Origin of the sequence: Enterobacter sp. ENT03, assembly GCF_019218745.1 — a bacterium.
In the GTDB taxonomy this organism is placed as follows: Bacteria; Pseudomonadota; Gammaproteobacteria; order Enterobacterales; family Enterobacteriaceae; genus Enterobacter_D.
In genome coordinates this window covers 944295-960852 of sequence record NZ_JAHUXA010000001.1, presented here as the reverse complement: position 1 = coordinate 960852, position 16558 = coordinate 944295, and the positions used below count along the sequence as shown (strand labels likewise).

Below are 16558 nucleotides of genomic sequence, written 5' to 3'. Positions count from 1 at the left end.
ATGGATAGCGCGCAGCTAATCGAGATCGCCAACACCGAAATGCCCTTTGGTAAATACAAAGGGCGCAGGCTGATAGACCTGCCGGAAGAGTATTTGTTGTGGTTTGCCCGTAAGGATGAATTTCCTGCCGGGCATCTGGGTGAGCTGATGGCGTTTACGCTATTGATCAAAACTGAGGGGCTGACGCATCTGGTGCAGCCCCTGCGACGCCCTTAGCCCCGCGTGGCGTCGGAGGCAGTGGCTTCCTGCGCCTGCAATACTTCACTCTGACGCTTATAGCGTCGCGCCATCACCGCACAAACCATCAGCTGGATCTGGTGGAAAATCATCAGCGGTAACACCATCATCCCCACCGCGGCAGCGGGAAAGAGAATATTCGCCATCGGAATGCCGTTGGCGAGACTTTTCTTCGAGCCGCAGAAGACAATAGTGATCTCATCGGCCTTATTAAACCCAAAGCGACGGGCGGCAAAGATATTTATCCCGATGATAATGGCCAGCAGCACAATGCTGACGATGACGATAAACAGCAGCGAGCCTGCGCCCACTTTATGCCAGATGCCGTTAACCACCGCTTCGCTAAAGGCTGAATAGACCACCAGCAGAATCGACGTCTGGTCAGTTTTTGAAATCCATTTTTTATGCTTCGTCACAAAACCTGCGATCCACGGACGTGACAGGTGGCCGAGCACAAACGGCAACAGCAGTTGCAGCATAATTTTGCCCACCTGCTCCAGACTGCCTTCCGCGCCGTGCATATTCATCACCAGACCCACCAGCAGCGGTGACAGGAAAATCCCCAGCAAACTCGATGCCGACGCTGAACAGACGGCAGCGGCAACGTTACCGCCCGCAAGGGAGGTAAACGCAATAGCAGACTGTACGGTGGCGGGCAGAATGCACAGATAGAGAAAACCGGTATACAGCTCCGGGCTGACATTAACAGGTGCCCACCAGGCAAAGAGCACGCCCAGCACCGGGAAGATAACAAAGGTGCTGCACATCACCCACAGATGCAGCCGCCAGTGGCTGCCGCCAGCGATAATGGCTTCGCGGGACAGTTTCGCACCGTGCATAAAGAACAGCAGGGCGATGGCGGCGGTGGTCAGCCCCTCAAAAAAGGGTACAAAACCACCGCGCGCCGGGAAGAACGATGCCAGTAACACCACCGCCACCAGGGTTAAGGTGAAGGGATCGAGGATGCGGAAAATTTTCATAAACACTCCTGAAGTCAGTCTCATTATTCTGCGTTTTTCTCTCTGCTAAATAAAAGTCATTTCTGTCATTCATTTATGAAACAGATAGGTTAAGGATCCGCAATGTGCAATTCAGAAGATAAAAAGGGCGGGGCAGGCGGAAAGGCCCGACGGATCGCCGGAGCCTTGCGTATGAGCGGATGTTAAATATAAATATCGATCTTGTGGTCGTCAGACGGGGTGTTCACGCCTTCCGCTTTGGCCAGCTGCTTCTCTTCTTGTTTCTTCTCAGCTTCTTTGGCCTGCTGGTTTTGCAGCTGTGCGATCTGCGCCTGTAGCAACTGGATCTGCGACTGAAGCTGTTCCTGCTGCTTTCGTTTCTCGTCGGTCGTACCTGTGCCGTTCGCCACTTCTTTCAGCTGCGCGGTCAGTTTAGTCACCTGCTGCGTCAGACGGCTGATCTGGGCTGCGATGTCATTTCCTGAACTGGACGAGCGCGAACTGCCACTATTTTGTACTGACGGGGTGGTCGTCGAGATGGTCGTCATTATGAACTCCTTGTTTGCCATAAAATTGTTATATCGGCATTTTTTAGCAGAGCTTGAGACGATAAGTGGGGTAATCATTGCCGATATGAATAAGCGTGACGGTGTTTCGCGTTCGCGTGCAATCAATACAGAGACGCTATCAATATGGCCAGAAAAGTGTATTGGTCAGTAAAGCGCAGGAGTCGTTATAAAACCTCAGTACCCGCGGAGCCTTCCGCACGGCAAAACATAACGATTAAGGACACGCCATGACCCCTGCCCATTTTTCCGATCATGCTTTTATCTGTGCTGACATCATTCGGGCGCGCAAACCGGATTTCACCCCCCGCGTGGCGTTCATTTTAGGCTCCGGCCTGGGCGCGCTGGCCGATCAGATCGTCGATGCGGTAGCGATCTCTTATGAAGAATTACCGGGCTTCCCGGTCAGTACGGTGCACGGTCACGCGGGCGAGCTGGTGCTCGGTACTCTGGCGGGCGTACCGGTGGCCTGTATGAAAGGCCGGGGCCACTACTATGAAGGTCGTGGTATGACGGTGATGACCGATGCGGTACGTACTTTCGATCTGCTGGGCTGTGAATTGTTGTTCTGCACTAACGCCGCCGGATCGTTACGCCCGGAGGTCGGGCCGGGCAGTCTGGTCGCCCTGTCAGACCACATTAACACCATGCCGGGATCGCCGCTGTGCGGGCCGAACGATGACCGCTTCGGCGAGCGGTTCTTTTCGCTGGCGAACGCCTATGACGCGGATTACCGCGCGCTGCTGCACACGGTGGCACAGGAAGCGGGCTTCCCGCTCAGTGAAGGTGTGTTTGTCTCTTACTCCGGCCCGAACTTCGAAACGGCGGCGGAGATCCGCATGATGCAAATTATCGGCGGCGATGTGGTGGGCATGTCCGTCGTGCCGGAAGTGATTACCGCGCGCCACTGCGGAATGAAAGTGGTGGCGGTGTCGGCCATCACCAATCTGGCGGAAGGACTAGGGGACGTGAAGCTTTCCCATGCGCAGACCCTCGCCGCGGCGGAGCTCTCGCGGCAGAACTTCATCGACCTGATTTGCGGTTTCCTGCGCAAGCTGGCCTGATAATCACAAATACCGCTCCGCTGGCCGGGGCGGTTTGTCTTTCTGCGACAAGGAAAAGGCTATGGGGATCACGGTTCGCTTAAAAATCATGTCGTTTTTGCAGTACTTCATCTGGGGAAGCTGGTTGGTGACCCTTGGCTCGTACATGATCAACACCCTGCATTTTAGCGGGGCAAACGTGGGGATGGTCTACAGCTCAAAAGGGCTGGCGGCGATTATCATGCCGGGCATCATGGGGATCATCGCTGATAAATGGCTGCGGGCGGAGCGGGCTTATCTGCTGTGCCATCTGGTGTGCGCCGGGGCGATGTTTTACGCCGCCAGCGTCAGTACGCCCGATCTGATGTTCTGGGTGATGCTGGTCAATGCGATGGCGTTTATGCCGACCATTGCGCTGTCCAACAGTATTTCGTACTCCTGTCTTGAGCAGGCGGGGCTGGATACGGTAAGCCATTTTCCGCCGATCCGCGTTTACGGTACCGCCGGTTTTATCGTTGCCATGTGGACAGTAAGCCTGATGGATCTGGAGCTTAGCAGCGCGCAGCTCTATATCGCCTCCGCCTCATCCCTGTGCCTTGCGGCCTATTCCCTGACGCTGCCCAAAATTCCGACGGTGGCGAAAACAGTGTCGCAGTCGTGGAGCAGTAAACTCGGACTCAATGCTTTTGTATTGTTCAAAAATCCCCGCATGGCGGTGTTTTTTCTCTTTGCCATGCTGCTGGGGGCGGTGCTGCAAATTACAAACGTCTTTGGTAATCCTTTCCTGCATGACTTTGCCCGCCAGCCGGAGTTTGCCGACAGTCTGGTGGTGAAATACCCGTCGATTCTGCTGTCCGTTTCACAAATGGCGGAGATCGGTTTTATCCTCACCATCCCGTTTTTCCTGCGCCGTTACGGCATTAAGACGGTGATGCTGATGAGCATGGTGGCGTGGATGCTGCGCTTCGGGCTGTTCGCGTTTGGCGATCCGTCTCCGGTCGGCTGCATACTGCTGTTGATGTCGATGATCGTTTACGGCTGCGCCTTCGATTTCTTCAACATTTCCGGTTCGGTGTTTGTTGAGCAGGAGGTCAGTTCAGAAATCCGCGCCAGTGCGCAGGGGCTGTTTATGACCATGGTTAACGGCGTCGGGGCGTATGTGGGTTCCATCCTGAGCGGACTGGCGGTGGACTATTTTTCCGTGGATGGCGTCAAGGACTGGCAGACGATCTGGCTGGTTTTTGCGGGTTATGCCCTCGCGCTGGCAGTGATCTTTTTCTTTGCCTTTAATTATAAACATCAGCCTGATAAGCGCGCATGTGTGGTACGTTGACACGCTAAATGATCCTGCCCGCAGGCCTGCGAATCTGATGGAACCGCTGTACAAAACAGACCTAAAACTGCTGCGCTATTTTCTGGCCGTGGCGGAGGAACTGCACTTCGGGCGGGCTGCGGCCCGCCTTAACATGTCGCAGCCGCCGCTGAGTTTTCACATTAAAGAACTGGAAAACCAGCTGGGAGCGCAGCTGTTCGTTCGCCATTCCCGCAGCGTGGTGTTAACCCATGCGGGAAAAATTTTGCTGGAGGAGTCGCGCCGTCTGCTGAGTGATGTGAATCAGGCGCTGGCACGCGTGGAGCAAATCGGGCGAGGGGAGGCCGGGCGCATCGAGCTGGGCGTTGTCGGCACTGCGCTATGGGGTGGCATGCGTAACGTTCTGTATCGCTTTCTGAAGGAAAATCCTGACGTCGAGGTGTTGTTTCGTGAGAAATCCCCTGGAAGTCAGCAGGCGCTGCTGGAGCGGCGTGAGCTGGATGCGGGGATCTGGCGTATGGCACTGGACCTGCCCGCCGGGCTGACCAGCCGACGCGTGCAGCAGGCGGCGTTCCTCGTGGCGCTGCCGGATGAGCACCCATTGACGGCCAGGGAGTCCATTCCACTGGCGATGTTGCGCGATGAGCATTTTGTCACGCTGCCGTCGGTGCATTCTGACTGGGCGTTTTTGCAACGAGTCTGTCAGCGGGTGGGATTTTCACCGGTGATCGTGCGCGAGGCGGTGGAGCCGCAAACGGTGCTGGCGATGATCAGCATGGGAATGGGTATCACGCTGATGGCGGACAGCTACGCGCAAATGCAGTGGCCCGGCGTGGCTTTTCGCCCGCTCGAAGAGCGCATTCCGGCGGATTTGTATGTGGTGTATGAGGAAAAGCAGGTGACGCCAGTGTTATCCAGATTACTGGCAACGCTGACGCAGCGGTGCTGAGCACGCGCCCGGCGGCGCAGGCTTGCCGGGCCTACAATGATGGGATCACACAGGCCGGGTGAGAATTTGTAGTTATAGGCGGGGCAAGCGCCGCGCCACTCGGTAAAACCTGCATTTCACGCATAGCAAAAAGGCGCCTTTAGGGCGCCTTTCTACATTGGTGGGTCGTGCAGGATGACTCGCTTCGCTCGCCCTTCGGGCCGTCGCCGCCAGCGGCTCCGTTGTCTCGCTTTGCTCGACCCGAACCTGCGGCAGGTTCTCATCCTGCATTTCACGCACAGCAAAAAGGCGCCTTTAGGGCGCCTTTCTACATTGGTGGGTCGTGCAGGATTCGAACCTGCGACCAATTGATTAAAAGTCAACTGCTCTACCAACTGAGCTAACGACCCGAAATGGTGGGTGATGACGGGCTCGAACCGCCGACCCCCTCCGTGTAAAGGAGATGCTCTACCAACTGAGCTAATCACCCATTTCGGTACTGCTGTTGATAAGGTGAGATATGGTGGGTGATGACGGGCTCGAACCGCCGACCCCCTCCGTGTAAAGGAGATGCTCTACCAACTGAGCTAATCACCCCACGTCTCAAGTCTTATCGGCACTGCGGGTCTACATTTAAGTAGATGGTGGGTGATGACGGGCTCGAACCGCCGACCCCCTCCGTGTAAAGGAGATGCTCTACCAACTGAGCTAATCACCCCCGCTGTGTGGAGTCGCATTATAGGGAGAGTTGAAAATGAGTCAACGCCTTTTCTAAAGATTTTGTTTGTTCGTCGTAAAATTAAACAACGCGGCGGCGAAGCCTGTGTTCGCGCATGATTTATCAACAAAAAACCGATTTGCCGCCCCTGTGACGGTAACTTCATTGAGGAATCAGCCTGGAGTGATAGAATATTGCCCACTCGTTTTTCCAGGACTTGCCGGTGACCGGCATCTTTATCAACGTAAGGCCAATTCATGAAAATTAAAACTCGCTTCGCGCCAAGCCCCACTGGCTATCTGCATGTTGGCGGCGCGCGTACCGCTCTCTATTCCTGGCTTTTTGCACGTAACCACGGCGGTGAGTTTGTGCTGCGTATTGAAGACACCGATCTTGAGCGCTCTACGCCGGAGGCTATCGAAGCCATCATGGACGGCATGAACTGGCTGAGCCTGGAGTGGGATGAAGGCCCGTATTTTCAGACTAAACGTTTTGATCGCTACAACGCGGTCATCGATGACATGTTGAAAGTCGGAACGGCGTACAAATGTTATTGCTCAAAAGAGCGTCTGGACGCACTGCGCGAAGAACAGATGGCAAACGGTGAAAAGCCGCGCTACGACGGTCGCTGCCGTCACAGTCATGAACATCACGCTGATAATGAACCGTGCGTGGTGCGTTTTGCCAACCCACAGGAAGGCTCGGTGATTTTCGACGATCAGATCCGTGGCCCTATCGAGTTCAGCAACCAGGAGCTGGACGATCTGATCATCCGCCGTACCGACGGTTCCCCAACCTATAACTTCTGTGTCGTAGTGGACGATTGGGATATGGAGATCACCCATGTGATCCGCGGCGAAGACCATATCAATAACACGCCGCGCCAGATCAACATCCTTAAAGCGCTGAATGCGCCGGTGCCGGTGTATGCGCACGTGTCGATGATCAACGGTGACGACGGCAAAAAACTGTCCAAACGTCACGGCGCAGTCAGCGTAATGCAGTACCGCGATGACGGTTATCTTCCGGAAGCGCTGCTCAACTATCTGGTGCGCCTCGGCTGGTCCAGCGGCGATCAGGAGATCTTCTCCCGCGAAGAGATGATCAAGCTGTTCTCACTCAGCGCGGTCAGCAAATCCGCTAGTGCGTTCAACACTGAAAAACTGCAGTGGCTGAACCACCATTACATCAACACCCTGCCGCCGGAATACGTTGCCACGCACCTGCAATGGCACATTGAACAGCAGAACATTGACACCCGCAACGGCCCGCAGCTGGCCGATCTGGTTAAACTGCTGGGCGAGCGCTGTAAGACCCTGAAAGAGATGGCGGAAAGCTGCCACTACTTCTACCAGGACTTTGAGGAACTGGATGCGGATGCGGCGAAAAAACACCTGCGTCCGGTAGCGCGTCAGCCGCTGGAAGTGGTGCGCGATAAGCTGGCGGCCATTACTGACTGGACGGCTGAAAATGTGCATAACGCGATTCAGGCGACGGCAGACGAGCTGGAAGTGGGGATGGGTAAAGTCGGTATGCCGCTGCGTGTGGCGGTGACGGGCGCTGGCCAGTCTCCGGCGCTGGATGTCACTGTACATGCTATCGGTAAATCCCGCAGCGTCGAGCGCATCAATAAAGCGCTGGAGTACATTGCTGCGCGTGAAAGCCAGCAGTAATTCCTTCGGATCAGCATAAAAGCGAACGGCAGGTTTACCCTGCCGTTTTTTATTTGTTGTGAGTGCTTGTCTCGGTGATGTCGAGGCGGCTTAACATGTACTGCAATCCGTTTCTCTTCAACAGACGATCCAGTTGCTCTTCTTCGGAAGGCGTCATCGTTTGCAAGACGCTGATAATTTGACGCATGGGCGCTGACAGGTTGCCATAAGCGGCAGCGGGTTCAGCCAGCGAGCGCCCGGAGGTGAGATGACGAAATTTGGGCAGTTGCTCAATAAACGCCAGCACATTTTTATCAATGAGGATTTGCCGTCCTCGTCCACCTTTCACGCCGGGGATCTTTTGGGTTTGCCAGCCTTTTTTGCGGATCCAGCGATTCACCGTTTGTTTTGTCATGCCAACAAAATCAGCCAGCTCTTCGGTCGTTAATTTGGCAGGTATTTTTATCATGTTAATTCTGATCGCGAAGATCGAGCCGTTGTAGTAAGCCGCTGATGCCCTCGCGTAGCAGCAAGGAGGTTAAGTGTTTTTGTTCCGCTGGAGTCATTTCCCTCGCCAGCGTCAATAAAAGCGCTTCCAGCGATGGCTCAAGATCTGCGGTATCGTTACCAGTACTGTCATCAATTGCGCGACGTGCGTTGCGTATAAACTCACGTACCTGCTCATTGATATGCACCAGACGGGCTTTTCCACCCTGAACGCCTGGCTTTGGCGAGGTAATCCAGCCTTCTTTACGCACCCATTTATTGATGGTCTGGCGACTGTATCCCGTGAGTCTGGCGAGCTCATCCGGCGTCATCCGTTCCTTGATCATGCAATTTCCTGACGAGAAGTAGGGGTTAGTGGTTCATCTTATAGCACCCTTTAACTGGAAAGTGTGACGGGTTTAACTAACGTCTGCGAGGCGGCTCGCAATGTCATTCATTTGACTGCTTTTTCAGCGATTGAGCGGGGCTTACTGATTTTGCCGTTGACACCTCGCGGCGGAATTCATATTATGCCGCCCGTCAACGCGACACGATTTACGCATTGGGGCTATAGCTCAGCTGGGAGAGCGCTTGCATGGCATGCAAGAGGTCAGCGGTTCGATCCCGCTTAGCTCCACCAAATTCTGATCCCAACAGATTTGGTGCGTAAATACTATTGTGGGGCTATAGCTCAGCTGGGAGAGCGCTTGCATGGCATGCAAGAGGTCAGCGGTTCGATCCCGCTTAGCTCCACCAAAATTTGAACCCTCGCCTGTGGCGGGGGTTTTTTTTATGCCTGCTATTGGGCCCTCCGTTACTGTTAAGACTCTTTACCCTCTTTATCCATCATATTTCCTGAAAACCTCCGTTAATATATTTTAGATTAATATGCTAGCTTAAACTTGCCTGGTCATAAGAATAAACCTATTATAAATTTCGTTTCACTACCGCTTGTGATAATTAACTAGTAATCATAATGAAAATTAATATTTGTAAGCATGTAACACTATTCTCACTTGCATTCATTATTTGTCTCGTAGCTGTAATAGTTTCACGCCTTCTTTCACCCATGGTGCTAATCCATGAGGGTGATACGTTCCTTTCCTGGCTGCCATTAAGCGCAATGCTTGCTATTATTTTTATCTTTGGCCGGCGCGGGGTAGTACCGGTAATACTCGGCTTTGCAGTCGTGAATCACTGGTTGATGGACCTCTCTTTCCGCGAGGCACTATTACTATTGTTTTGTCAGATTGCCCCGGTGCTGCTGGCCTGCGCCGTGGTTCGCTGGCGGCTTGGCAGTCGCTGGCGCTACAATTTTCCCCATGAAAATAGGGTCGTACGCGTATTTTGGTTAGGATTTTTCGCGCCTGCTGGTATTAAATTCTTAATGTATATTTCTGGCGTTTGGTTTGATTATCCTATTTCGATTTCGGAATTTTCAGATAGTCGCTCGGTTATTTACCATATAATTAATATTCAGGGGCTTATCAGTGCGGCGCTCATTTTTACTCTGCTTTTTTATTATCCGCTACGCATGGTTGTGAATCCGCATTATGCGCGGGTATTCTGGCGTCGCAGCATCCAACCCCTTTATTCTTTACGTAAACGTGTTTTTACTGTGAGCTGGTTGTTGGCTTTAATTTTTATTTTGATCATCCTCTGCTCACCTGGTGAGGCGGAATATATTGCTGGTTTTCTGGTGCCTGTTATATTCATCATGTTTATAATTGCGGTACGAGAATTCAGTCCAGAGTTAATTGCTTTTAGGTGGGGAGGCACGGCATGGTTTCTGGTCGCCTACAATCGCAATTTCCTGCACGGCGTCGGCACGGACTATTCACTGGCCTTTGTACTGTCAGTATTGATAGCTGTAACCATCTGCATTTTTTACATGGCACATATTTATCACCGCAGCGAGTGGCTCAGACAACGTTGGAAATCGCAGGCGCTGACCGATCCGCTTACCGGGCTTCCCAATTTGCGCGCCCTTGAACTGCATCTGGAAAATCTACCCCACGCGGTGGTGTGCTGTTTACATCTGCATAATCTGGAATTTCTAAGCCGCCATTACGGCATGATGATGCGCGTTCACTGCAAACGCGCTATTGCCCGGGACCTGCAACCGCTGATGATGGCGAACGAAAAGCTGTTTCGTTTGCCGGGAAGTGAATTGCTGCTGGTATTAAATGGGCAGGAGCCTGAAGCCCGTTTGCAGCATATGGTGGATCACCTCAACAGCCGCAAAATTTACTGGCATGACACGGCCCTTGAGATCGAATTTGGGGCCTCCTGGGGGAAAGTTGAGGGGACTGGCGAAACGTTGCACCATACGCTGGGACAGCTCAGCTGGCTTGCCGGGGAGGCCTGCATGGCACAGCGCGTGCTGGCGCTAACGCAAAGTATTGAAACGGTCTCTGACCAGACCACCGAACAGGTGCTTATGCTGAATAAGGTTAAGCGTGCGCTGGAAGAGGGGAGTCTTACACTATATGCCCAGCCTGTTCAGAGGGCGGATGGCTGCGGCTATCAGGAGATCCTCACCCGGCTGGTTTGCGATGGCGAGCTTATCACTCCGGATCGTTTCATCCCGCTTATTGCCCGTTTTAATCTCAGCCCGCGCTTTGACATGCTGGTTATCAAAACGCTATTAAACTGGATCCAGGCGCATCCGGCAGCCGGGGAAGAAGCCCGTTTCTCCGTCAATCTGATGCCCATGACGTTAATGCAAAAAACGTCGGCCAGCGACATTATTGCGCTCTTTACCCGTTACGGGGTGTCGCCACAATACATTATTTTTGAAATCACCGAAGAACAGGCTTTCTCAGATGCGGAAACCAGTTTGCGTAACATACGACAGCTGCGCGATTTTGGTTTCAAAATTGCCATTGATGACTTCGGTACCGGCTATGCGAATTTTGAACGTTTAAAGCGTCTGCACGCCGATATTATTAAAATTGATGGTGCCTTTGTGAAAGAGATCGAGCGCGACCCGCTGGATGCGATGATCGTGAAGGCGATTTGCACGCTGGCAAAAGCAAAATCACTCACTGTGGTAACGGAATATGTGGAAACGCAGGCACAGCGCGAGTTGCTACTGGGGCTGGGGGTGGAGTATTTGCAGGGATATTTACTGGGTAAGCCCCAGCCATTAGACGATTAAATAAAAAAACCGGGCCAGGCCCGGTTCTCTTATCACGGCAGAATTACAGCACCAGTGCGGCGATGGACGCAGACAGGATGCTGACCAGCGTAGAGCCGTAGACCAGTTTCAGACCGAAACGTGACACTACGTTACCCTGTTCTTCGTTCAGACCTTTAATCGCGCCCGCGATGATACCGATGGACGAGAAGTTAGCGAAGGACACCAGGAACACAGACAGAATACCTTCTGCTCGCGGAGAAATGGTGCCGGCAATTTTCTGTAGGTCCATCATCGCCACGAATTCGTTTGAAACCAGTTTGGTTGCCATGATACTGCCGACCTGCAAGGCTTCATGCGACGGTACGCCCATTACCCAGGCGACCGGGTAGAAGATGTAACCGAGGATGCCCTGGAAGGAGATGCCGAACACGGTCGCGAACAGGGCGTTCAGCGCGGAAATCAATGCAATAAAACCAATCAGCATCGCGGCAACAATAATGGCTACTTTAAAGCCTGCCAGAATGTATTCACCCAGCATTTCAAAGAAGCTCTGGCCTTCGTGTAGGTTAGCCATTTGCAGGTTATCTTCATTCTCATCAACACGGTACGGGTTGATAAGCGACAGTACGATAAAGGTGCTGAACATGTTCAGTACCAGCGCGGCGACCACATATTTCGGCTGCAGCATGGTCATGTACGCGCCCACAATGGACATCGACACGGTAGACATCGCCGTGGCCGCCATGGTGTACATGCGGTTACGGGACATCTTGCCGAGAATATCTTTATAAGCGATAAAGTTTTCAGACTGCCCCAGAATCAACGAGCTGACGGCGTTGAAGGATTCCAGTTTGCCCATACCGTTCACTTTTGACAGTACGGTACCAATGGCACGGATCACAATCGGCAGCACACGAATGTGTTGCAGAATACCGATCAACGCAGAAATAAAGACGATAGGGCACAGCACTTTCAGGAAGAAGAATGCCAGACCTTCATCATTCATTTTGCCGAAGACGAAGTTTGTCCCTTCATTGGCGAATCCGAGCAGTTTTTCAAACATTTCGGAGAAGCCTTTTACAAAGCCCAGACCAACATCAGAGTTCAGGAAGAACCAGGCCAGTAAAACTTCAATAACAAGAAGCTGAATAACAAAGCGGATGCGAATTTTTTTGCGGTCGCTGCTTAACAACAACGCAAGCAACGCCACAACGGCAAGCGCCAGAACAAAGTGAAGAACGCGGGACATATTTGCTCCAAATATGAGGCAGGTTTAATTTCCGTGCACATTCTATGCAACAAGCGTAAAGAAAACGAGATCAAAAGCACACTATAGTAACTACCTGTGACGAATCTCAAAAATAGTGATCAAACATACATTTCTGTTATGTTACGTAAAGGTGCGAGGAGGCAAATTTTGCTGCTAAGCTTTTAACAAATTGATAGGGCAAATGTTAAGAGCACCTTTCCGCTGTTAAAATTCCTTCCGGCTATCGTTCCGGGCTATCAGAATAATCAGTTTAAACAAATCAGGTGATCTTGATAATCATTCTCATTTTGTTAGCATGAAACATAGCAAAGGCTATATCAGAGGCATGAATGAACGACAGTCGCGTTGAGAGTAACAGTGGTCGTGCGGCGCGCAAGCTTAGGTTCGCATTAATGGGACCTGCGTTCGTTGCTGCTATCGGTTATATCGACCCGGGCAACTTTGCCACCAATATTCAGGCCGGCGCCAGCTTCGGCTACCAGCTGCTGTGGGTGGTGGTCTGGGCCAACTTTATGGCCATGCTTATCCAGATCCTTTCGGCCAAACTGGGCATCGCCACCGGCAAAAACCTCGCCGAACAAATCCGCGATCACTATCCGCGCCCGCTGGTGTGGTTTTACTGGGTGCAGGCGGAAATCATCGCCATGGCGACCGATCTCGCTGAATTTATTGGCGCGGCGATCGGCTTTAAATTACTGCTCGGCGTGTCGCTGCTACAGGGCGCGGTGCTGACGGGGATCGCCACCTTCTTGATCCTGATGCTGCAAAAACGCGGGCAGAAACCGCTGGAGAAAGTCATTGGCGGCCTGCTGCTGTTTGTGGCGGCGGCCTATATTGTCGAGCTGTTTTTCTCCCAGCCGAAACTCGCGGCGTTAGGTAAAGGGATGCTGCTCCCAAGCCTGCCCACCACCGAAGCCGTGTTTCTCGCCGCGGGCGTGCTGGGCGCGACCATTATGCCGCACGTGATTTATCTGCACTCTTCGTTGACGCAAGATCTGCACGGTGGATCGCGCAAAGAGCGCTATTCGGCCACCAAATGGGATGTGGCGATCGCCATGACCATTGCCGGCTTCGTTAATCTGGCCATGATGGCGACGGCGGCCGCGGCGTTTCACTTCAGCGGGCATACCGGTGTGGCCGATCTTGATGAAGCCTATCTGACGCTGGAGCCGTTACTGAGCCATGCGGCAGCCACTATTTTTGGTCTGAGTCTGGTGGCGGCAGGGCTGTCTTCGACAGTGGTCGGTACGCTGGCGGGACAGGTAGTGATGCAGGGCTTTATTCGCTTTCATATTCCGCTGTGGGTGCGCCGTACCGTCACCATGCTGCCGTCGTTTATCGTCATTTTAATGGGGCTGGATCCGACCCGCATTCTGGTGATGAGCCAGGTGCTGCTGAGTTTTGGTATTGCGCTGGCGCTGGTGCCGCTGCTGGTCTTTACCAGCGACAGTAAACTGATGGGCGAACTGGTCAACACGCCGTTGATAAAACGGATCGGCTGGCTGATCGTGTTGCTGGTGGTGGCGTTAAATATGTGGCTGCTGGTGGGAACGGTGATGGGACTATAAATGGTAATAAAAAAGCCCGGCGTATTACTACGCCGGGCTTTTTAGTATCCATTAATGATGATGTCCATGCCCGTGGCCATGTCCACGAGCCGGTCCACGATGGTCATCGCGGTCGCGCCAGCCTTCACGGTAGCCGCGCTCGTATGCATTGCGTTTATCCCAGCCACGGTGATAACCGCGGTCGTGAGGACGCCAGCGGTTTTCACGCCATTGATAGTGATTATGCCAGTAATCACGGTCGCGCCAGTGGCCGCCGTCCCAGTAGTTACCGTAATTATCACGATCGCCAATTTGTAATTTTATTGAGGGCAGCAGGGTGATTTCGCCGGCATTTGCCACCAGCGGGGCAGAAGTCATTAAAACAGCTGCCAGTATCAGTGACCTGAACATACTTATCTCCTTCACGATCGGGGCCGAAACGGCCTGTTAATGCAATATTACGGGGCTGTAAAGCCCCGGTAGATTGGTTTAACTCTTAAATCATGAAGGGCAGCATTTTTTGCTAAAATTGCTGTTATTTTGCGCTATTGAGGATGCTGTCAATTGCTGCGCATTCCTCGGCGCTGAAATGGCGGTTCGCCAGCATGCCGACCGCGTCGTCAATCTGCGCCACTTTACTTGCACCGATCAGCACGGATGTCACTTTATCGTCACGCAGCACCCACGCCAGCGCCATTTGCGACAGCTTCTGGCCGCGCTGCTGTGCCAGATCGTTTAACTGACGCACCTTGTGCAGCTTCTCATCGGTTAACTGATCGGGATTGAGGAAACGGCTGCCGCTGGCGGCGCGGGAATCCGCCGGAATGCCCTGTAAATAGCGGTCGGTCAGCTGTCCACCCGCCAGCGGCGAGAAGGCAATGCTGCCGACGCCTTTCTCACTGAGCACATCCAGCAGGCCGTCTTCCACCCAGCGTTCAAACATTGAATATTTCGGCTGATGGATCAGGCACGGCGTGCCGAGGTCATTAAGAATATCAATCGCCTCACGCGCCATGTCCGCCGGATAGTTAGACAGACCCACGTACAGCGCTTTGCCCTGGCGCACGATGTGATCCAGCGCGCGCATCGTTTCTCTCAGCGGCGTTTCTGGATCCGGGCGGTGGTGATAGAAAATGTCCACATACTCCAGCCCCATGCGTTTGAGGCTTTGATCAAGGCTGGCGATCAGATACTTGCGTGAACCCCAGTCGCCGTATGGGCCGTCCCACATGGTGTAGCCCGCTTTGGTGGAGATAATCAGCTCATCGCGCCACGGGCTAAAATCTTCCTGTAAGATGCGGCCAAAGTGGCGTTCAGCGGATCCAGGCGGCGGCCCGTAGTTGTTGGCGAGATCGAAATGGGTAATCCCGAGATCAAAGGCGCGGCGCAGTAGCTGGCGGCTGGTTTCTACCAGCGTGGCATCACCAAAGTTATGCCACAGGCCCAGCGACACCGCCGGCAGTTTTAATCCGCTCTGACCACAGCGGCGATATTCCATCTTTTTATAGCGCTCAGGATCGGCCTGATAAACCATGTAATAACCCTCAATATGCAGACGTATCATTAGTGTATACGTTTACACCAGCTTTGAGACTTTGCTGAAACGGTAAAGTTATTATGTGATGAAGCTCAATAATATACAGGCACTCGTGCTATGGTCATTGTTGTTAACGCGCCATGAATTTACAGTGTGCCAAAGAATTTTTCTGACTTCAGCGGAGCAGTAAAAAGAATGACAAAGTATGCATTAGTAGGTGACGTGGGCGGCACTAACGCACGCCTGGCGTTGTGTGATGTCGACAGCGGCGAAATTTCCCGCGCCAAAACCTATTCCGGCCTGGATTATCCCACGCTGGAAGCGGTTGTCCGTGTCTATCTGGACGAGACGGGCGCGGAGGTTGAGGATGGCTGTATCGCGATTGCCTGTCCGATCACCGGTGACTGGGTGGCGATGACCAATCACACCTGGGAATTCTCCATCGCAGAAATGAAGAAAAGTCTCGGCTTTGCGCATCTGGAAATTATCAACGACTTTACTGCGGTTTCAATGGCGATCCCGATGCTGAAAAAAGAGCATCTGACGCAGTTTGGCGGCGGTGAGCCGGTGGAAGGCAAACCAATTGCCGTGTATGGCGCAGGCACGGGCCTCGGCGTGGCGCATCTTGTGCACGTCGACAAACGCTGGGTCAGCCTGCCGGGCGAAGGCGGCCATGTGGATTTTGCACCGAACAGCGAAGAAGAGGGCATTATCCTTGAAGAGCTGCGCAGTGAAATCGGTCACGTTTCGGCTGAGCGCGTGCTCTCCGGTCCTGGGCTTGTGAACCTTTACCGCGCAATTGTGAAATCCGATGGACGCCTGCCAGAAAACCTGCAACCGAAAGACATCACGGAGCGTGCGCTGGAAGACAGCTGCATCGACTGTCGCCGTGCGCTGTCGCTGTTCTGTGTGATCATGGGACGTTTCGGCGGCAACCTGGCGCTGACGCTCGGCACCTTCGGCGGCGTATATATCGCCGGGGGCATTGTGCCGCGCTTCCTCGATTTCTTCACCGCCTCAGGCTTTCGCGGCGGCTTTGAAGACAAAGGACGTTTCAAATCCTACGTGCAGGATATTCCGGTTTATCTGATCGTGCACGACAACCCAGGCCTGCTCGGCGCGGGTGCGCATTTACGTCAGACGTTGGGTTACTATCTGTAA

Annotated in this window: 15 protein-coding genes, 6 tRNA genes and 1 other RNA gene; 10 read left to right on the top strand and 12 right to left on the bottom strand. The window is 53.3% G+C overall.

Annotated elements, in window-relative coordinates:
- The gene (locus KW828_RS04655) at window positions 1–216 is read left to right on the top strand and encodes a DUF3820 family protein (protein ID WP_218335252.1); all 216 of its coding nucleotides are present in this window, start codon (window positions 1–3) and stop codon (window positions 214–216) included.
- Here KW828_RS04655 and KW828_RS04650 read toward each other — a convergent pair.
- Window positions 213–1217 (bottom strand): bile acid:sodium symporter family protein, encoded by a 1005-nt coding sequence (locus tag KW828_RS04650; protein WP_218335250.1) that lies wholly within the window; start codon window positions 1215–1217, stop codon window positions 213–215. The two genes, KW828_RS04655 and KW828_RS04650, sit on opposite strands and share 4 nt — an antisense overlap.
- A gap of 182 nt (window positions 1218–1399) precedes the next feature.
- The gene (locus tag KW828_RS04645) at window positions 1400–1744 is read right to left on the bottom strand and encodes a FlxA-like family protein (protein WP_218335248.1); all 345 of its coding nucleotides are present in this window, start codon (window positions 1742–1744) and stop codon (window positions 1400–1402) included.
- A gap of 248 nt (window positions 1745–1992) precedes the next feature.
- On the opposite strand from KW828_RS04645, the gene xapA reads away from it, so the two are divergent.
- The 3 genes from xapA (at window position 1993) to KW828_RS04630 (ending at window position 5066) form a co-directional block, all read left to right on the top strand.
- On the top strand, window positions 1993–2826 hold the full coding sequence (gene xapA / locus KW828_RS04640; protein ID WP_218335247.1) for a xanthosine phosphorylase: 834 nt from the start codon (window positions 1993–1995) through the stop codon (window positions 2824–2826).
- Window positions 2827–2887: 61 nt separating this feature from the next.
- Window positions 2888–4138: a nucleoside permease gene (locus KW828_RS04635; protein ID WP_218335245.1), complete on the top strand. Its 1251-nt coding sequence runs from the start codon at window positions 2888–2890 to the stop codon at window positions 4136–4138.
- Window positions 4139–4175: 37 nt separating this feature from the next.
- Entirely contained in the window at window positions 4176–5066 is an 891-nt protein-coding gene (locus tag KW828_RS04630) for a LysR family transcriptional regulator (protein ID WP_218335243.1), read from the top strand.
- A gap of 158 nt (window positions 5067–5224) precedes the next feature.
- On the opposite strand, the gene KW828_RS04625 is transcribed toward KW828_RS04630, so the two are convergent.
- From KW828_RS04625 to KW828_RS04605, 5 genes are all read right to left on the bottom strand, one after another.
- A non-coding RNA gene (locus tag KW828_RS04625) (RtT sRNA) lies at window positions 5225–5350 on the bottom strand.
- Between the two features lie 29 nt (window positions 5351–5379).
- Window positions 5380–5455, bottom strand: a tRNA-Lys gene (locus tag KW828_RS04620).
- 4 nt (window positions 5456–5459) lie between these two features.
- A tRNA-Val gene (locus KW828_RS04615) sits at window positions 5460–5535 on the bottom strand.
- Window positions 5536–5566: 31 nt separating this feature from the next.
- Window positions 5567–5642 (bottom strand) — tRNA-Val (locus KW828_RS04610).
- A 45-nt stretch (window positions 5643–5687) separates the two neighbouring features.
- Window positions 5688–5763, bottom strand: a tRNA-Val gene (locus KW828_RS04605).
- A gap of 257 nt (window positions 5764–6020) precedes the next feature.
- Here KW828_RS04605 and gltX point away from each other — a divergent pair.
- Window positions 6021–7436, top strand: a complete 1416-nt coding sequence (gene gltX, locus KW828_RS04600; RefSeq protein WP_218335242.1) for a glutamate--tRNA ligase — start codon at window positions 6021–6023, stop codon at window positions 7434–7436.
- Window positions 7437–7485: 49 nt separating this feature from the next.
- Here the strand turns inward: gltX and KW828_RS04595 are convergent, their stop codons facing one another.
- The gene (locus tag KW828_RS04595; protein ID WP_218335240.1) at window positions 7486–7884 is read right to left on the bottom strand and encodes a YfeC-like transcriptional regulator; all 399 of its coding nucleotides are present in this window, start codon (window positions 7882–7884) and stop codon (window positions 7486–7488) included.
- Between the two features lies 1 nt (window position 7885).
- The gene (locus tag KW828_RS04590) at window positions 7886–8248 is read right to left on the bottom strand and encodes a YfeC-like transcriptional regulator (protein ID WP_218335238.1); all 363 of its coding nucleotides are present in this window, start codon (window positions 8246–8248) and stop codon (window positions 7886–7888) included.
- A gap of 217 nt (window positions 8249–8465) precedes the next feature.
- On the opposite strand from KW828_RS04590, the gene KW828_RS04585 reads away from it, so the two are divergent.
- The 3 genes from KW828_RS04585 (at window position 8466) to KW828_RS04575 (ending at window position 11061) form a co-directional block, all read left to right on the top strand.
- A tRNA-Ala gene (locus KW828_RS04585) sits at window positions 8466–8541 on the top strand.
- Between the two features lie 40 nt (window positions 8542–8581).
- A tRNA-Ala gene (locus tag KW828_RS04580) sits at window positions 8582–8657 on the top strand.
- A 220-nt stretch (window positions 8658–8877) separates the two neighbouring features.
- On the top strand, window positions 8878–11061 hold the full coding sequence (locus KW828_RS04575; protein ID WP_218335237.1) for an EAL domain-containing protein: 2184 nt from the start codon (window positions 8878–8880) through the stop codon (window positions 11059–11061).
- A gap of 43 nt (window positions 11062–11104) precedes the next feature.
- Here KW828_RS04575 and KW828_RS04570 read toward each other — a convergent pair whose 3' ends face one another.
- A complete protein-coding gene (locus KW828_RS04570; RefSeq protein ID WP_218335236.1) occupies window positions 11105–12292 on the bottom strand; it encodes a NupC/NupG family nucleoside CNT transporter in 1188 nt (395 codons plus the stop codon).
- 350 nt (window positions 12293–12642) lie between these two features.
- Here KW828_RS04570 and KW828_RS04565 point away from each other — a divergent pair, with 350 nt between their 5' ends.
- A complete protein-coding gene (locus tag KW828_RS04565) occupies window positions 12643–13881 on the top strand; it encodes an Nramp family divalent metal transporter (protein WP_218335234.1) in 1239 nt (412 codons plus the stop codon).
- Window positions 13882–13932: 51 nt separating this feature from the next.
- Here KW828_RS04565 and ypeC read toward each other — a convergent pair whose 3' ends face one another.
- Window positions 13933–14271, bottom strand: a complete 339-nt coding sequence (ypeC, locus tag KW828_RS04560; protein ID WP_218335233.1) for a DUF2502 domain-containing protein YpeC — start codon at window positions 14269–14271, stop codon at window positions 13933–13935.
- 124 nt (window positions 14272–14395) lie between these two features.
- Entirely contained in the window at window positions 14396–15394 is a 999-nt protein-coding gene (gene mgrA / locus KW828_RS04555; protein WP_218335372.1) for an L-glyceraldehyde 3-phosphate reductase, read from the bottom strand.
- Between the two features lie 198 nt (window positions 15395–15592).
- On the opposite strand from mgrA, the gene glk reads away from it, so the two are divergent.
- The gene (glk, locus tag KW828_RS04550) at window positions 15593–16558 is read left to right on the top strand and encodes a glucokinase (RefSeq protein WP_218335231.1); all 966 of its coding nucleotides are present in this window, start codon (window positions 15593–15595) and stop codon (window positions 16556–16558) included.

Bases quoted from the DNA above. Each gene is read 5' to 3' on its own strand.
- KW828_RS04655 (WP_218335252.1), top strand. From the start codon at position 1: ATGGATAGCGCGCAGCTAATCGAGATCGCCAACACCGAAATGCCCTTT.
- KW828_RS04650 (WP_218335250.1), bottom strand. From the start codon at position 1,217: ATGAAAATTTTCCGCATCCTCGATCCCTTCACCTTAACCCTGGTGGCG.
- KW828_RS04645 (WP_218335248.1), bottom strand. From the start codon at position 1,744: ATGACGACCATCTCGACGACCACCCCGTCAGTACAAAATAGTGGCAGT.
- xapA (WP_218335247.1), top strand. From the start codon at position 1,993: ATGACCCCTGCCCATTTTTCCGATCATGCTTTTATCTGTGCTGACATC.
- KW828_RS04635 (WP_218335245.1), top strand. From the start codon at position 2,888: ATGGGGATCACGGTTCGCTTAAAAATCATGTCGTTTTTGCAGTACTTC.
- KW828_RS04630 (WP_218335243.1), top strand. From the start codon at position 4,176: ATGGAACCGCTGTACAAAACAGACCTAAAACTGCTGCGCTATTTTCTG.
- gltX (WP_218335242.1), top strand. From the start codon at position 6,021: ATGAAAATTAAAACTCGCTTCGCGCCAAGCCCCACTGGCTATCTGCAT.
- KW828_RS04595 (WP_218335240.1), bottom strand. From the start codon at position 7,884: ATGATAAAAATACCTGCCAAATTAACGACCGAAGAGCTGGCTGATTTT.
- KW828_RS04590 (WP_218335238.1), bottom strand. From the start codon at position 8,248: ATGATCAAGGAACGGATGACGCCGGATGAGCTCGCCAGACTCACGGGA.
- KW828_RS04575 (WP_218335237.1), top strand. From the start codon at position 8,878: ATGAAAATTAATATTTGTAAGCATGTAACACTATTCTCACTTGCATTC.
- KW828_RS04570 (WP_218335236.1), bottom strand. From the start codon at position 12,292: ATGTCCCGCGTTCTTCACTTTGTTCTGGCGCTTGCCGTTGTGGCGTTG.
- KW828_RS04565 (WP_218335234.1), top strand. From the start codon at position 12,643: ATGAACGACAGTCGCGTTGAGAGTAACAGTGGTCGTGCGGCGCGCAAG.
- ypeC (WP_218335233.1), bottom strand. From the start codon at position 14,271: ATGTTCAGGTCACTGATACTGGCAGCTGTTTTAATGACTTCTGCCCCG.
- mgrA (WP_218335372.1), bottom strand. From the start codon at position 15,394: ATGGTTTATCAGGCCGATCCTGAGCGCTATAAAAAGATGGAATATCGC.
- glk (WP_218335231.1), top strand. From the start codon at position 15,593: ATGACAAAGTATGCATTAGTAGGTGACGTGGGCGGCACTAACGCACGC.